The sequence below is a fragment of the Arthrobacter sp. zg-Y238 genome (genome assembly GCF_024385525.1).
Taxonomy (GTDB): domain Bacteria; phylum Actinomycetota; class Actinomycetes; order Actinomycetales; family Micrococcaceae; genus Arthrobacter_B; species Arthrobacter_B jinronghuae.
Genome location: NZ_JANFLU010000011.1, coordinates 470443 through 485926, shown reverse-complemented (window position 1 = coordinate 485926; position 15484 = coordinate 470443). Strand labels below are relative to the sequence as shown.

General features: G+C 66.6%; 10 protein-coding genes. 5 read left to right on the top strand and 5 right to left on the bottom strand.

Annotation, left to right across the window (positions count from 1 at the left end; translation table 11 throughout):
* Positions 1–8 precede the first annotated feature (8 nt).
* Positions 9–1103: a resuscitation-promoting factor gene (locus tag NNX38_RS14005; RefSeq protein ID WP_304661707.1), complete on the bottom strand. Its 1095-nt coding sequence runs from the start codon at positions 1101–1103 to the stop codon at positions 9–11.
* Between the two features lie 420 nt (positions 1104–1523).
* The gene (locus NNX38_RS14000) at positions 1524–2459 is read right to left on the bottom strand and encodes a TatD family hydrolase (protein WP_255798546.1); all 936 of its coding nucleotides are present in this window, start codon (positions 2457–2459) and stop codon (positions 1524–1526) included.
* 156 nt (positions 2460–2615) lie between these two features.
* Between NNX38_RS14000 and NNX38_RS13995 the strand changes: the two genes are divergently transcribed.
* The 3 genes from NNX38_RS13995 to NNX38_RS13985 all read left to right on the top strand — a co-directional run bounded on the left by NNX38_RS13995 (position 2616) and on the right by NNX38_RS13985 (position 7430).
* Positions 2616–3677, top strand: coding sequence for a MoxR family ATPase (locus tag NNX38_RS13995; RefSeq protein ID WP_255798545.1), 1062 nt, complete (start codon positions 2616–2618; stop codon positions 3675–3677).
* Between the two features lie 70 nt (positions 3678–3747).
* Entirely contained in the window at positions 3748–5094 is a 1347-nt protein-coding gene (locus NNX38_RS13990) for a DUF58 domain-containing protein (protein WP_255798544.1), read from the top strand.
* A complete protein-coding gene (locus NNX38_RS13985) occupies positions 5091–7430 on the top strand; it encodes a DUF3488 and transglutaminase-like domain-containing protein (RefSeq protein ID WP_255798543.1) in 2340 nt (779 codons plus the stop codon). Before NNX38_RS13990 ends, NNX38_RS13985 begins: the two co-directional genes overlap by 4 nt.
* 92 nt (positions 7431–7522) lie before the next feature.
* Here the strand turns inward: NNX38_RS13985 and NNX38_RS13980 are convergent, their stop codons facing one another.
* On the bottom strand, positions 7523–9004 hold the full coding sequence (locus tag NNX38_RS13980; RefSeq protein WP_255798542.1) for an NAD-dependent succinate-semialdehyde dehydrogenase: 1482 nt from the start codon (positions 9002–9004) through the stop codon (positions 7523–7525).
* 170 nt (positions 9005–9174) lie between these two features.
* A complete protein-coding gene (gene rsmI, locus NNX38_RS13975) occupies positions 9175–10044 on the bottom strand; it encodes a 16S rRNA (cytidine(1402)-2'-O)-methyltransferase (RefSeq protein ID WP_255798541.1) in 870 nt (289 codons plus the stop codon).
* A gap of 226 nt (positions 10045–10270) precedes the next feature.
* Between rsmI and NNX38_RS13970 the strand changes: the two genes are divergently transcribed.
* Positions 10271–11746: a dolichyl-phosphate-mannose--protein mannosyltransferase gene (locus NNX38_RS13970; protein WP_255798664.1), complete on the top strand. Its 1476-nt coding sequence runs from the start codon at positions 10271–10273 to the stop codon at positions 11744–11746.
* Between the two features lie 44 nt (positions 11747–11790).
* Positions 11791–13599 (top strand): long-chain fatty acid--CoA ligase, encoded by a 1809-nt coding sequence (locus NNX38_RS13965; RefSeq protein ID WP_255798540.1) that lies wholly within the window; start codon positions 11791–11793, stop codon positions 13597–13599.
* 76 nt (positions 13600–13675) lie between these two features.
* Here NNX38_RS13965 and NNX38_RS16965 read toward each other — a convergent pair whose 3' ends face one another.
* The gene (locus tag NNX38_RS16965) at positions 13676–15436 is read right to left on the bottom strand and encodes a TIGR01906 family membrane protein (RefSeq protein ID WP_370646455.1); all 1761 of its coding nucleotides are present in this window, start codon (positions 15434–15436) and stop codon (positions 13676–13678) included.
* Positions 15437–15484 lie beyond the last annotated feature (48 nt).

The window sequence follows — 15484 nt, the reverse complement described above, 5'->3', positions numbered from 1 at the left end:
GGCCTGGGTTAGAGCAGGCCGAGCTTCGAGGCGCAGGACGGCCAGTGGCCCCATCCGCCGTTGGCCCGCAGCTTCTCGGCTACCGCGATCTGCTGCTCCGGGGTGGCTTCGCTGGCAACGGGAGCGTAGTCGCCGCCGCCGGCACCCAGCCAGCTGCTGGAGCTGAACTGCAGGCCGCCGTAATAGCCGTTGCCGTTGTTGATGTGCCAGTTGCCGCCGGATTCACACTGCGCCAGGGCAGCCCAGGTTCCGGAGGCGGGTGCCTCACCGCCGCCGCCGCTACCCGAACCGGTTGCGGGCTTGGCTTCCGGGCGCTTCTTGGTGCCCTTGGCCACGGCTTCGGCTACGGGTTCCTTGGTGACGCTTTCCTTCACGAGCGTACGGCCGACTTCCTTGCCGTCTACGCGGGTGACCGAGAAGACACGGGACCGTTCCCCGTCCACTCCGGCAGTGGTGACCTTCTTCTCGCCTTCCAACAGGTCCGCATTGGGAACCTCGGTGCTGGTAAACGGCACCGGTTCCGTGACGGTTTCCTCAACGCCGGCGGAAACACGCGTGACCTTCAGGCCCATGCCGTCCACCAGGCCCGCACTGCGCGGAGCCGAGATCTGGTCCGCGGCACCGAGCTGCACCCCTGATTCCTTCAGCAGGTCCCGCACGGTTGCCGCTGTGGAGCTGCGTTCGTGGGTTTTCCCGTCCACGGTGACGAACACCGTCTTGGGAGTGGAGATCGAAATCCTGCCGTCCAGCCCGTCGAGAGAGGTATCCATCGGGGCGGAGACGGCGGAGTTGGTGGCCACCCGCAGCTCCGAGACCAGGTCCTCGACGGTCTCGCCGGTGGTGTGGACCGTGGTTCCCTTTCCATCCAGCACGACGTCCACCGCGAGGGCCCGCTGGACTTCGATGGCGGCGCCGTCCTCCAGGGTTGCCGACGGCTCCGGCGTCACCCGATCAGCGGAGGTTACGGCCACATCGGCCTGTTCCAGTACCTCGGCAACGGTGCCGTCGAAGGTCTGCACCTCCTGGCTCTGACCGTCGACGGTCAGCACCACCGACTTGCTGGCACCGACAAAGGCAACCATGCCGAGCAGGAGGCACACCATAACGGTTGCCTGGCCAACGAGCTTTATCCCACGCCTTGCGAGTGAACTTGCCACGAAATTCCAAACTGTCACAGAATCCGGGCACGGGGACTTTAAGCGCCGTGCGCATTCCGTTACCTGCCGGACGGCAGGGTAACGGAACGCGGCCAGGCACAGGCTTGGCGAACAAAACCATGACAGTGGCAGCGAACTGCCGCGGACACGGCTCCACAGGTCCGTGCCGCCGCTCGGCGGCATGGGCCCGCAAACTGTTGCAGTGTTTATGCAGTGTCAATGCAGTGATAGTCCGGATGCCTTCCCCGACCCCGGCTAATTGCTCCCTACCGTAACCGAACCGTGATGTGAGGGCAAACACGGGTTCCGCAGGTAGCGTGGCGGCCCGCGGCGCGGCACCGGCTTCAGCGGGTAATACCTGCCTGCCTACTGCTCGGCCCAGGAGCCGTAGGCCCGGACAGTGTTCGAGGCCAGCCCTGCTCCCAGCTCGGAAAGGTCGATTCCCATGCGGTCGGCCATGGACCGCACCGTATAGGGGACCATATAGCTGGCGTTGGGACGCCCGCGGTGCGGGTGGGGGGTCAGGAACGGAGCATCCGTTTCAACCAGCAGCAGGTTCCGGTCCGCGATCGAGAGGGCCTCGTGGAGACCGTGCGAATTCTTGAAGGTTACGGTGCCGGAGAACGACATGTACCAACCGTTTTCGTTGCAGGTACGGGCCAACTCGCGGTCCCCCGAGAAACAGTGGAAAACCACCGTATCGGGGGCTCCCTCCTCTTTCAGGAGGCGGACGACGTCGTCATGGGCATCGCGGTCATGGATCTGGAGCGCCAGCCCGAGTCGCTTGGCGATGTCGATGTGCCGGCGGAACGAATAGTGCTGCCGTTCCCGGCCGTCTTCCCCGGTCCGGAAGTAATCGAGCCCGGTTTCGCCGATCGCCCGGATGCGGGGATGCGCTGCGAGCGCCTCGATCTCGGCGAGCGCAGGCTCCAGCGTGCCCTCCGAGGCGAGGACGGGGGCGTCGTTCGGATGAATGGCCACCGCGCCAAGCAGTCGCGGATCTGCGTCGACGGCGGAAGCAGTGAAGCGGGAAGACGCCAGATCGGTGCCTACCTGGACGGCGCCTTGGACGCCTGCCGCCTCCGCCGCATCAAGGGCAGCGGCGAGGGCAACCGTGAAGTCGCCGGCAATATCACCGGCGGGAAAGTCGAAATGCGTGTGGTTATCCATTACGGGCACGGGCAGCGGCTCAGGTGCCGGCGGATAGCCTTTGCCCTTGTGTCGGACGGTTGCGGCGCCTTCGGCGGAAGGGAGGTAGGCCGCCGGTGTGCTGCCGGGGAAATATCCGCTTCGATTAATCATGTTCTTAAGCCTAGGTGAGCTAGTAGCCTGAACAGACAAAATGCCGTTGGAGCTCCCGCCGGTCGACTACGGATAGCGGGGCTGACTCCGCCTGCCGTGTTCCCGCAGGCGAGGTCCGCATCCTGCAGCGGCAACCGCCGAGTATGGAAGGTGTCCATGGACGCTCCGATCCCCTCTGCCGCCGCAGCGTCCGTTACCGGCTTTCCTTCCCGGCCGTCAGCCGCCCTTCAACCCTCTCCCGCCATGGCCGACGCCGAGTCCTTCTCCGCTGCGGCGGAAGGGATCCTGGCCGCCGTGAATACGGTGATTGACGGCAAGGAGGACGCGGCGCGGCTGGTGCTGACGGTCCTGCTTGCCGAGGGGCATGTGCTGCTCGAAGACGTTCCCGGGGTCGGTAAGACGATGCTCGCAAAGACACTGGCCCGGACCATAGACTGCACGGTCAGCCGCATCCAGTTCACCCCGGATCTGCTTCCGTCGGATGTCACCGGGGTGTCCATCTATAACCAGGACAGCCACCGCTTCGAATTCCGCCAGGGTCCGGTGTTCGCCAACCTGGTGATCGCCGATGAAATCAACCGGGCTTCCGCAAAGACCCAGTCTGCTCTGCTGGAGTGCATGGAGGAACACCAGGTGACCGTCGACGGCGGCACTCACCGGCTCTCGGCACCCTTCATGGTGGTTGCCACGCAGAATCCCATCGAGATGGAGGGAACCTATCCCCTACCGGAGGCCCAGCGGGACAGGTTCATGGCCCGGCTTTCCCTGGGCTACCCGGATGCGCGTTCCGAAGTGGAAATGCTTGAAAACCATCAGTCCGGCTCACCGCTGGATAGCGTTACCCCGGTGGTGGGAATACGGGAGGCCTCGGCCATGATCGCCAGGGTCCGCGACATCTACGTTTCCGACGCCGTCAAGGAGTACACGGTTTCCCTGGGCCGGGCCACCCGCGAACACCCGGATCTCCGGCTGGGTGCCAGCCCCCGTGCCCTCCTGCAGCTGCTCCGTGCGGCCAAGGCCTACGCAGCGCTCGAAGGCCGGGATTTCGTGCTGCCCGACGACGTGACGAGGCTGGCGGACCCCGTCCTCGCCCACCGGCTCCTGTTGCAGCGCAAGGCAGCCGGAGCCGGGCTCAGCGCCACGAGCGTTATTGCTTCCGTGATTGCGGCCGTGCCGGTTCCCCGGTCCGCCGGTACACCGCAGCGACTGCACCGTTAGCTGCCCCTGACGGTTTCCCCCGGGCCGGCTTCCGCCGCACCGAGTCCGCACCGCCGAGCGAAAGGCTCCCATGGACACCTCATCCGTTACGAGGTTTTTCACCCCGCGCGGCTGGGGCCTGGTGTGCGCCGGGGCGGCGGCGCTCCTTGGCGCATTTAGCCTGGGCCGCCGGGACCTGCTGGCACTCGCGGTCCTGCTGATCGGGCTGCCGGTCCTGGCCGCGGCGCTGCTGCGCCTGTTCAAACCGGGCTTTGAGATCGAGCGGACCTTCTCTCCCCCGCTGGTGGAAACGGGAACGGCCGCCACGGTATCGCTGCGTGTGTTCAGCCGGGGAACGCCGGCGTCGGGAGCACTCATGCGCGAGGGGCTGCCGTTCCGCTTCGGACCCAGCCCGGTGTTCCGGTTTCCGTCCGGTTACACGGCGGAGAACGGATCCAGCACCTATGAGTACCGCCTGCGGTCCAGCCGCCGCGGCCTCTACGGCATCGGCCCCGTAACCGCGGAGTTCGTGGATCCCCTGGGCCTGGCACGGACGGTGCACACGCTGGGCGGAACCGACCGGCTGGCAGTGGCGCCGGCCCCGCTTGAGTTTCCGCCGTCGTCGTTGTTCGGCGCCCTGGGCACAGACGGCAGCGCACCCAGCCGGCGCCGCGGAACACCCAGCGAAGATGACGCTTCCACCCGCGAGTACCGCCACGGCGACCCTATGCGCCGCGTTCATTGGCCGGCCACGGCCAGGCACGGGGAGTTGATGGTCCGGCAGGAGGAACCGGTGACGGCTCCAACCGCTTCCATCGTGCTGGACCAGCGCCTGGCCTCCTACGATGACGGATCGCCGCTGAATCCCGAAAACGGTGAGCTGCTGACCTCGGAAACATTCGAATGGGCCGTTTCGGCGGTTGTTTCGTGTGCCGTTTTCTTCTCCGAGTCCGGCTACGGCGTGCGCTTTACCGATGAACTCTCCCGGCCCGGGCTGGCCCGTTCCCCTTCTGCCGTAGACGGCAGCGAGACCGGCTTCCGCGGCTCCGACGGGGTACAGAACCTCGCCGAAGGTTTGGCCGCCCTGGGCCTGGAATCTCCGCCGCCCGCGCAGGCCGGGAATCTCAGGGGCGCCGATGCTGCCGCTCCCTTTGCCGCGCTCGATGGTTCCGGCCAAGCGCCCGGCCCCCTGCTCGTTGTTGCCGGCCGGATCGACGCTGCTCAGGCACATACGCTGGCTCCGGCTGCCCGGTATGCCCGCCAGCCGCTGGTTCTGCTGGTCACCGACCGGCCGGCCGCACTGCGTCCCGTACTGAAAATCCTCCGGGAGGCCGGGTGGACTGCCGTGGCCGTAACACCGGCAACTCCGGTACCCGCGGCCTGGTCCCTCCTTGACCATGACCCGCAGGGCGTGCACGCCGCCGGGGGGCGGGTATGAGTGCCCTGCTTAGCCGCCCGGAGGCCGCGCCGGCGTCCGGCCACCAGCAGAGCACGGAACCGGCGCCCGGGGGCGAGCGCCAACCGGCCAACTTGGCGGTAGCCGGGGCAGGAGCGTTGGCGGTCCTGCTTTGTTCGCTCAGCGTGCACGGGGTCATTGAAGGCTGGTCCTGGCTGCCGCCGCTCTTCTTCGCCGTCCTCGTCCCGCTGGCGGCCACCGCAGGCGCGCGGCGGCTGAAGGTGCCGCAGCCTCTGGTTCCGGTGGCAGGAATGGCTGTCCTGGCGTGCACCCTGACGTGGCTGTTCGCGTCGTCGGCGTCGTTCCTGGGGTTCCTGCCCGGGCCGGGGACCCTTACCCGGGCGGACGCACTGTTGTCCGAGGCGCGGACAGTCGTCCTCACCGAAGTCACCCCCGTGCAGCCATTGCCCGGCATCCTGTTCCTGTGCTGTACGGGAATCGGGCTGGTGGCCGTCCTGACGGATACCCTGGCGGCCACGCTGCGAATGCCGGCAACGGCCGGGCTGGGCCTGTTCGCAGTGCTGATGATCCCTGCAGTGCTGAAACCCGAGAGCCTGGGAGCAGGATATTTCTTCCTCGCATCGGTCGGATACCTGGTGCTGCTTGCGGTCGGCGCACGCAGGGAACAGCACGGAACCCGTACCCCGCGGACCTGGCTGGCACGCGGAACAGCGGTTTCGGCATCTGCCCTGGCGTTGGCACTCCTGCTGCCTCCGGTGTTGCCCGGATTCGACGGTGGTGCCTTCCCGGAGGGCACCAGATTCAATTTCTTTTCCGGCAGCACCGGGCTGAACCCCATAGTCACCTTGGGCAATGACCTGCGCCAGCCCCAGTCCGCAGGCCGGATCACCTATGCAACCTCCTCGGTTGAACCCCTGTATCTCCGCTCCACTACCTTGGAGGACTTTTCCGGAAGCCGCTGGGCTCCCGATGTGCGCGAGGAGGAACGCCGGGAGGGTGTGGCAACCATGTCTGGAGGCACCTACCCGCTGCCGCGGGGAAGCCGGGCCGAGACAGTGGTAACGCGGATCAGCTCCGACACTTATTCCAGTCCTTGGCTGTTGGCCCCTTACTATCCGCTGGGCGTTACCGGTGCCGAGGGAAGCTGGTCCTGGGATCCTGAGACCATGACCGTGCTGGACGGCGATTCCGACGGCACGGCCCGGCAGGACTACCAGGTGTTGAGTGTCGCAGCCGAGTTCACGCCGGAGCAGCTGGCGGCAATTCCGGAGGCCGACAGCACCAGTCTGGACCCCGTGTTTACGGACCTGCCCGCGGACCTCCCCGAAAACATCCGGGATGCCGCCGCCGACGCAGTCGGGGATGCCGCCACGCCGTATGCCAAGGCCATGGCTATCCAGAGTTATCTGCGCGGGCCGCAGTTCTCCTATTCGCTTCAGGCACCGGTGGAGGGCGGCTACGACGGGAACGGAATTTCCGTCCTGTCCGAGTTCCTTGAACGCAAGGCCGGTTACTGCGTGCATTTCGCCGCGGCCATGGCCGTGATGGCCCGCCAGGAGGGCATCCCCAGCCGGATGGCACTGGGATACGCGCCCGGCGAGGGAACCGGCGAGACCCCGGACGGGACCGGCCCCGACGGAGAACCTCTGCGTGAGTTCGTAGTCGATTCCACGGACGCCCATGCGTGGCCCGAGCTGTACTTCGAAGGTGCCGGCTGGGTCCGTTTCGAGCCCACCCCTTCCCGCGGATCGGTGCCGGCCTACGCGCAGCAGCAGCGGACGCCCGGGAGTGCCCCTCTTCACGACGACGACGATCCCCGGGTCCCTGATGCGCTTGCGACGGCGCCGGCCGTCCCGCAGGAGGAAGCTCCGCTGGCACCGGAAACCGTGCTCGAATCCGATACGGGCACAACGGCGTGGCTGGTTGCCCTGCTGGGAGCGCTGGCGGCAGCTGCCGCCGTGCTGATGCCCTGGGCGATGCGGCGGCGCCGTGCGGCCCGAAGACGGAAGGCTGCCGCCGATGACTCCCGTTCGGGGCCCGTCTGGGACGAAATAGCCGATCTGGGGATCGATTACGGGTACCCCGGCCGGACATCCGACACTCCCCGGACGTACGCCCGCCGGCTCGCGGCCGAGGGCGGTTTCTCCCCGCAGGCTGAGGAGGCGCTGACCCGGATCCGTGTCGCGTTCGAGGAGGAAGCCTACGCCGGGGCGGGCCGCGGCGGACGGGGAGCCGCACCGACGTGGGCGGACCTTGAAACAGTGGAGCAGGAACTGCGGAGCGGCACCAGCCTGTTCGGGCGGCTGCACGCACGGTTCCTCCCGCCGTCGCTGGCTCTGCGGTTTCGGCACGACTGAGCACCCCGGCACGCACCCGCCTGCCCGGACGCGGCAAAAAAAGAAACCCAGTGATGCCGGTTGGCGTCACTGGGTTTCTTCCTGCCGGTTACCTACCCGGCATATGGGTCGGCGATCCCGATGTACTGCGTGTAAAGGTATTCCTCGATGCCTTCGGCGCCGCCCTCGCGGCCCAGCCCGGACTGCTTGACGCCGCCAAACGGTGCAGCCGCGTTGGACACCACTCCGGCGTTGAGTCCCAGCATGCCGGATTCCAGCTTTTCGCCGATCCGCAGCCCGCGGTTCAGGTCCTTCGTGAACACGTAGGACACCAGTCCGTATTCGGTGTTGTTGGCCAGCGCCACGGCTTCGTCTTCGGTGGAGAAAGTGACGATCGGTGCCACCGGACCAAAGATCTCTTCCTTCAGGATCCGGGCGTCCGGGGCAACGTTCTTCAGGACCGTGGGCCGGTAGAAGTAGCCCGGGCCGTCCACGGGTTCGCCGCCGACCAGTGCAACAGCGCCGCCGTCGACCGCTTCGCTGACGAGTGCGTGCACCTTGTCCCGTGACTTGGCGTCAATCAGCGGCCCGATTTTGGTGTCGTCTTCGGTGCCCCGGCCGGTAGCCATGGCACCCACCCGTGCCGCAAACTTTTCTGCGAACTCTTCCGCGACTGTGTCCTGGACGATGAAGCGGTTGGCCGCCGTGCAGGCCTCGCCCATGTTCCGCAGCTTGGCGGCCATGGCGCCGTCCACGGCTTTGTCTAGGTCAGCGTCCTCGAAAACAATGAAGGGTGCGTTGCCGCCGAGCTCCATGGAGGTGCGCAGGACGTTCTCGGCGGCATCCCGGATCAAGCCCTGGCCAACGGGCGTGGACCCGGTGAAGGAGACCTTCCGCAAACGGGAATCCTTGAGGATGGGCCCCGTGACATCGCCGGCAGAAGTAGTGGAGACAACGTTCAGCACCCCGGCAGGCAGCCCGGCTTCCATCATGACGGCCGCGAAGAGCTGGGAGGTCAGGGGGGTCAGCTTGGCGGGCTTGAGCACCATGGTGCAGCCGGCGGCCACGGCGGGGGCGATCTTGCGGGTGGCCATGGCCAGCGGGAAGTTCCAGGGGGTGATCAGCAGGCACGGCCCCACCGGCTTCTTGTTCACCAGCAACCGGGATTTACCGTCCGGGGCGGTGCTGTAGCGTCCGGAAACCCGGACGGCTTCCTCGGAGAACCAGCGCAGGAACTCCGCGCCGTACACCACCTCGCCGCGGGCTTCTGCCAGCGGTTTACCCATTTCCAGCGTCATCAGCAGGGCGAAGTCCTCGGCGCGTTCCGTCACCAGTTCAAAGGCGCGGCGCAGGATTTCCCCGCGTTCACGCGGTGCCGTCCGCGCCCAGGCATCCTGTGCGGCGGCGGCGGCGTCCATTGCGAGCGCACCGTCTTCGGTGGAGGCATCGGCAATGCTCATCAGCACCTTGCCGGTGGCGGGATCTTCGACGTCGAACGTGCGGCCGCCGGACGCCTCCCGCCACTGGCCGTCAATCAACAGGCCGGTGGGGACCTGTGCCAGGAGTTCGGCTTCACGGTCTGCGGGAATGCCCATAGGGAATGCCTCCAAAATCATCGGATCCACCACGGGCGGCGTGCCCGCGGTCTCTCCTAAACCGTAGGCTTCGGCGGCACTGCCTGTAAATGCGGGTATGCACTACCTTCTGCGGGCGCTACTGTGCATCTGCCCAGTGTTCGGCGTGGTGTTGCCGGCCGCCCGCGGCCTTAGCTGCGCGCTTCCAACACCGCCGAATACAGTTCGCGCTTGCTGATCCGGGCATCCTCGGCCACGGCAGCGACGGCGTCTTTGAGCCGGATGCCCTGCTCCACCAGGGAATTGACGGCGGCCACGTGGTCCGCTGCCTGTTCCGGCGCGGCGTCCGGTGCGCCTTCCACCACCACGGCGATTTCCCCGCGCACGTCGCCTGCTTCCGCCCATTCCAGCAGCTCGCGCAGGGGCCCGCGCAGTACCTGTTCATGCAGCTTGGTGAGCTCGCGGGCGACGGCGGCACGGCGGTCCCCGCCGAACGCGGCGTCCAGTGCACGCAGCATGGGTTCGAGGCGGTGCGGGGCCTCGAAGAACACCATGGTCCGTTGCTCGCCCGCCAGCTTCGCGAGCCGGCTGCTGCGTTCCCCGGGCTTCCGGGGCAGGAAGCCTTCGAAGCAGAAGCGGTCCGTCGGGAGGCCGGAAAGGGCCAGCGCGGTCAGCACCGCAGAGGGTCCGGGGGCGGCGGTGACGGTCAGCCCTTCGGCCGCCGCAGCCTCCACCAGGCGGAAGCCGGGATCGGATACGGCGGGCATGCCGGCATCCGTCACCATCAGGAGGGTGGCGCCGCCGCGGACCATCTCCAGCAGATCGGCAGTGCGGGAAGCTTCGTTGTGCTCGTGGTAGCTGATGATCCGGCCCCGTGTGGTGATGCCGAGCGCGCTTACCAGCCGGTGCAGACGCCGGGTGTCCTCCGCGGCAATGATGTCGGCGCTTTCCAGCAATCCGATCAGCCGGTTGGTTGCGTCGCCCATGTTGCCGATGGGCGTTGCCGCGAGGACAATCTGTCCCGGCCCTGCGGCGTCGTTGTTTGCTGTGCCTGCCGTCATGGTGCCTGTCCTGCTGCCTGTTACCTTGCTCGAGTCCACCCTCTAACCCTACGCGACAGGCTATAGAGTGGTGCGCGTGAGTCTCTCCGGCACCTCGACGACCCGCCCCGCGGCGCTGGCCCCGGTCGAGTCCCCACAGCATGCGTTCACCTTCGATGCCCTGCGGAACCGCCTGCTGGGCAGCACCCTGGTTCCGCTGGGAGCGGCCGGCTGGATCCTGCCGCTGATGATGGCGGTACTGGGCGGTGTGCTGCGCTTCACCCGCCTGGGTGAGCCCGGAGCGCTGGTTTTTGACGAAACCTACTATGTCAAGGACGCCTACTCACTACTGCAGTCCGGCTATGAACGTGCCTGGCCCGAAGATGCAAACGAGTCCTTTACTGCGGGCCAGCCCCAGGTCCTGCTCGATGAGCCCGAGTATGTGGTGCATCCGCCCGTTGGCAAATGGATGATCGCTTTCGGCATGGCCCTTTTCGGCTCGGACAATGCCTTCGGCTGGCGCTTCGGCGCCGCGCTGACCGGCGCCCTCACGGTCCTGCTCCTGGGTCTCATCGCCGCACGGTTGTTCTCCTCGGCGACCCTCGGTGCCCTGGCCGGGTTGTTCCTGGCCGTGGACGGACACCATCTGGTCCATTCCCGCACCTCCCTGCTGGATGTCTTCCTGACGTTCTGGATTGTGGCCGCGTTCGGTGCGCTCCTGTTGGACCGAAGGGACGGCCGGCTCCGGCTGGCACGTGCCCTCTCCCGCACGGCCGGCGGCGGGGACCCGGGCGGCGGGGCACTGCTGTACGGGCCGTGGCTGCTCTGGCGTCCGTGGCGGATCGTCGCCGGCGCCTGCCTCGGCCTCGCTGTAGGCACCAAGTGGTCAGCCCTGGCCTTCGTTGCCGTATTCGGGCTCATGACCGTCCTCTGGGATGTCAGTGCCCGGCGGGTTGCGGGAGTCCGTCTGTGGGAAACTGCCCTGTTCCGGGACGGCATCCCGGCGTTTTTCACCATCATCCCCGCCGCGTTGATCTCCTATGCGGCCAGCTGGAGCGGGTGGCTGCTTTCCGATAACGCGTATAACCGGCAGTGGGCTCGGGAGAACCCTGACGAAGGCTGGAGCTGGCTGCCTGCCCCGGTGCGCTCCCTGGCCGAGTACCACCGCAGTGCCTATGCCTTCCACAACGGACTCAGTTCGGAGCACAGCTACTCCTCCAACGCCTGGACCTGGCTGTTCATGGGCCGCCCCACGTCGTTCTTCTACGAGTCGTCCGCCGAAGGAGAGGCCGGCTGCGCGGTGGAGAGCTGCTCCACCGCGGTCACCTCCGTTGGCAATCCCCTGATCTGGTGGGGTGCCGCCCTGTCGCTGCTGCTGGTGCTCTTCTATTGGGCCGGCCGGCGGGACTGGCGTGCCGGTGCGGTGCTGTCCGGAGTGGCGGCTGGATACCTTCCGTGGTTCGCCTATCCTGAACGGACAACTTTCTTCTTCTATGCGGTGTCCTTTGAACCGTTCCTCATCCTCGCCCTGGTGTATGTCCTGGGCCTGATACTCGGCCGGCCCGCGGACAGTCCGCACCGCCGGCGGATCGGCCTCCTGGTTACCGGGTGCTTCGTAGCGGGGGTCCTGGCGCTCTCGGCATATTTCCTGCCGGTCTGGACAGCGGAAACCATCCCGTATTCTGGCTGGCGGCTGCGTATGTGGATGCCCAGCTGGATTTAGTCTCATTACCCATGTGCTGAACGCACAGAAAGCGAGGGTCATAAGTGCGCGAGTCCGCCACTGACCTCCTGGTTAGCCTTCCCGAAGATTCGAATGTTACGGATCTCCTGCTCCAGATGCATCGAAAAAATCCCGCCCGCGTCCTGTACGCGGTCAAGAACGGCAGCAGCTGGGAAGACATCACCGCCGCGCAGTTCCTCGCAGAAGTTACCCGGCTGGCCAAGGGCTTGATCGGATCCGGCGTCCGCCCCGGAGACAGCGTTGCCGTCATGTCCCGGACCTCCTACGAGTGGACCGTGGCGGATATGGCCAACTGGTTCGCCGGGGCCGTCACCATCCCGATCTATGAAACCTCCTCCCCCTCCCAGGTCGAGTGGATCCTCAAGGATTCCGGTGCCCGGCACGTGTTCGTGGAGGACGCACGCAAGGCCGACGTCGTGCTTGCTGCCGCTTCCGCCCTTGAAGGGGAGTTTTCCATCTGGCTGATGAACGACGGCGACGGCGCCGACACGTTCACCGGCCTCAGCGCCGCAGGAAGCAGTGTCAGCGACGACACGCTGGAAACGGCCCGCAGTACCGCGAACCTCAGTGACACCGCGTCGATGGTGTACACCTCCGGAACCACCGGCCGGCCCAAGGGCTGCGAAATCACGCACGGCAATTTTGCCCTCTTCGGCGTCAACGTCATTGAAGTCCTGCCGGAAATGCTGAAGATCCCCAACCCGACCACGCTGATGTTCCTGCCGCTGGCACACGTGCTGGCCCGCGCGGTCCAGGTGGGCTGCCTGCACGCCGGCGTCAAGGTGGGCCACTCCCGCAGTGCCTCCGACCTGATGTCGGACCTCAAGTCCTTCCAGCCCACCTTCCTGCTGGCCGTGCCGCGGATCTTCGAAAAGATCTACACCGGTGCACAGGCTTCGGCCGAAGCCGCCGGCAAGGGCAAGGCCTTCGAGGCTGCAGCCGCCACGGCCATTGCCTACTCGGAGGCGCAGGACTCGGCCGCCCGTGGCGGCCGCGGCCCGTCGGTGGCGCTGGCAATGAAGCACAAGCTGTTTGAGCGCCTCTTCTACCCGAAGGTGCGTGCGGTCCTTGGCGGAAACGCAGCATTCGCCATCTCCGGTGCCAGCGCGCTGAGCCCGATGCTCGCGCACTTCTTCCGCGGCTGCGGGGTAACGGTGCTGGAGGGCTACGGCCTGACCGAAACCACCGCCCCGGCGAGTGTCAACCAGGCAACCCGCACGCGGGTGGGATCGGTGGGGCTGCCCATGCCGGGCACCACCATCCGGATTGCGGACGACGGCGAGGTCCTGGTCCGCGGCGCCGTGGTCTTCAAGGGCTATCACCGTAACCCTGAGGCAACTGCGGACGCCTTCGAGGGCGAGTGGTTCAAGACGGGCGACGTGGGCGTACTCGACGACGACGGTTTCCTGCGCATCACCGGCCGCAAGAAGGACCTGCTGGTCACGGCCGGCGGCAAGAACGTGGCCCCCGGTCCCCTGGAAGAAAAGATCCGTGAGAACCGGCTGGTCTCACAGGCCATCGTGGTGGGCGAAGGACGCCCGTTCGTGTCCGCCCTGATCACCCTGGACGAGGAGGCCCTCGCCGCGTGGAGCCGGGAGAACGGTGCCCCGGACGGAGTTGCCGCGGAGGATCCCCGGGTGCAGCAGCTGCTGCAGGAGTCAGTCGACGCCGCGAATGCGGCGGTGTCCCGGGCCGAACAGATCCGCAAGTTCACCGTGCTGCCCAAGGATTTCACCTTGGAATCGGGGCATCTCACGGCCACGCTGAAGCTGCGCCGGAATGCAGTGATTGCGGATTACTCCGATGAGGTGGACAAGCTTTACGCCAAGTAGGCAGCGGCAGTAAAAATCCCCCGTACCGATACCGGTACGGGGGATTTTTATGCTGCTTACGCTGCGTTCGCTCGGCCTAGAGTGCTTCGAGGGACTCTGTGTAACGGCGGCGGGCGTCTTCCCGGGCCTGCAACACGCGTTCCCTGCGTGCCCGGGTGGGCCAGCAGGAAACCAGCACGACGATGCAGGTGAGCAGCACCAGCGCGGCGATGGTAATCCCGGCGTCCATCCAGAACTGGGCCGGGAAGAGCCGGATCAAGGTGTCATCCAGCCGGAAGGTCCAGTTCCCGTTCGCGAAGAAGATCGTATGCAGCTGGGTGAAGAACTGTTCCCAGCCCAGAACGGCGAGGACCACCAGTGCCGCCACCAATACCAGTGTGAGCACCGCACCGGAGAACAATGACCGGCGGATGCCGCCCGGGCTGCGGCGGTGCAGATACAGCGCGGCGAAGAGGCTCAGGACCGCCATCACCATCGCAGCGATGAAGGCCACCGTCAGCACCGTCTTAACATCGGCCATGTGGCTGACTTCGCTGTCCAGGTACAGCGGTTCTCCGCCGTCCCCGACCAGGTCCCCCAGGTACCGGGAACCGCTGAAGTTGAGCAGGTAGTCCACGGCGTAGGAACCGTAGGTCATCCGGTCATCGGTGGAGAAGCCGTAGCTGTCTGCCGGGAAACCGGGCCGGTGGTACTCCACCCACAGGAACAGGGGCGTCGCGACCGCACGGATGGCGGCGGCCAGCACCATGACCGGGAAGAACACGGCAATCATTACCTGGAGGACACGGGCCAGGACAGGCTTGCCTGCTGCCGCCTTCTCCCGTTCCTGGGCGCGCCGCTGCGCTTCCGCAAGTGCCGGGTCGACGTCGTCAGCGGAGTCAGCCGTGTCATGGACTGACTCCGTCCCGTTCTTCGTCTCCCTCTCCGTCTCGGCGGAGTGGGCAATAACGGGTGTGACGGCAGTGTCTGTGGATTCGGTGGTCTCCTCCGCCATGCCGTCATGCCGGTCCATGGCGCCGGATGTTTCCGTTTCGCGGTCCAACGTCGTTTCGGGAGCCGTGTTGGAGTCCGTTTCAGCGTCGGTTTCTGCATCCCTTTCAGCGTCGGCTTCAGCGTCCCCGAGCGCGTCGGCTTCATGCCGGCCGGCTTCATGGGCGCCGGAGGGCACGGCGTGCGGCCGGTCTTCGCCTGCTTCCACTGCGCTAGAAGACATTTCCATGGAGGTTGCCGCCGTTTCCTCTTCCGGGACGTTCCGGTCCTCGGGTCCGGCGTCCACGGCATCGTCGGTGGAGGAATAGCCGCTCAGGTCCGGCAGGGTGCTGGCACGGCGCATGGGTAGGTGGCTGCGCTGGGCAACCTTCGGGTGCCCGCCCGGAACCGTTCCGCCGGCGCCGCCGGTTGCTGCTTTGTCACGATTTCCGGACGCAGCCGGGCTTTCGGCCGTGTCCCGGTCGAGGTCCGCAGCGTCTTCAGCGTCCTTCGACCCTTCCGGGTCCTCGAGGCCCTCCGACCCTTCGGGGTCTTCGAGGCTCTCCGGCGCCTCCGGGGTCTGCTCGACGTCCGGTTCTACGGCGTCTACGGGTGCGTGGCCCGCCTCATCTGCTGCAGCCTCCACATCGGCCCGCTCGGAGGCGGTGAGGTTGTCGAACTCGGCGTCCCAGTCGGCGTGCTCACTGTTCCCGGCGAGTTCCGGGGCAGTAGCGGCGTGGGAGCCGGATCCGTCGGGGGCAGTCCCCTGCGACGGCACTGAAGCCTCGGTTCCGTTGAGCGGCTCCCCTCCGGCCGTCGATCGATGCGTGGGGGTTTCGTCCTGGCTAGCCACTGCTTCCTCTTTCACTTCCTAAACTGTTCTCCGCTGGTCTTACACTCGACCCTACCGGGACAG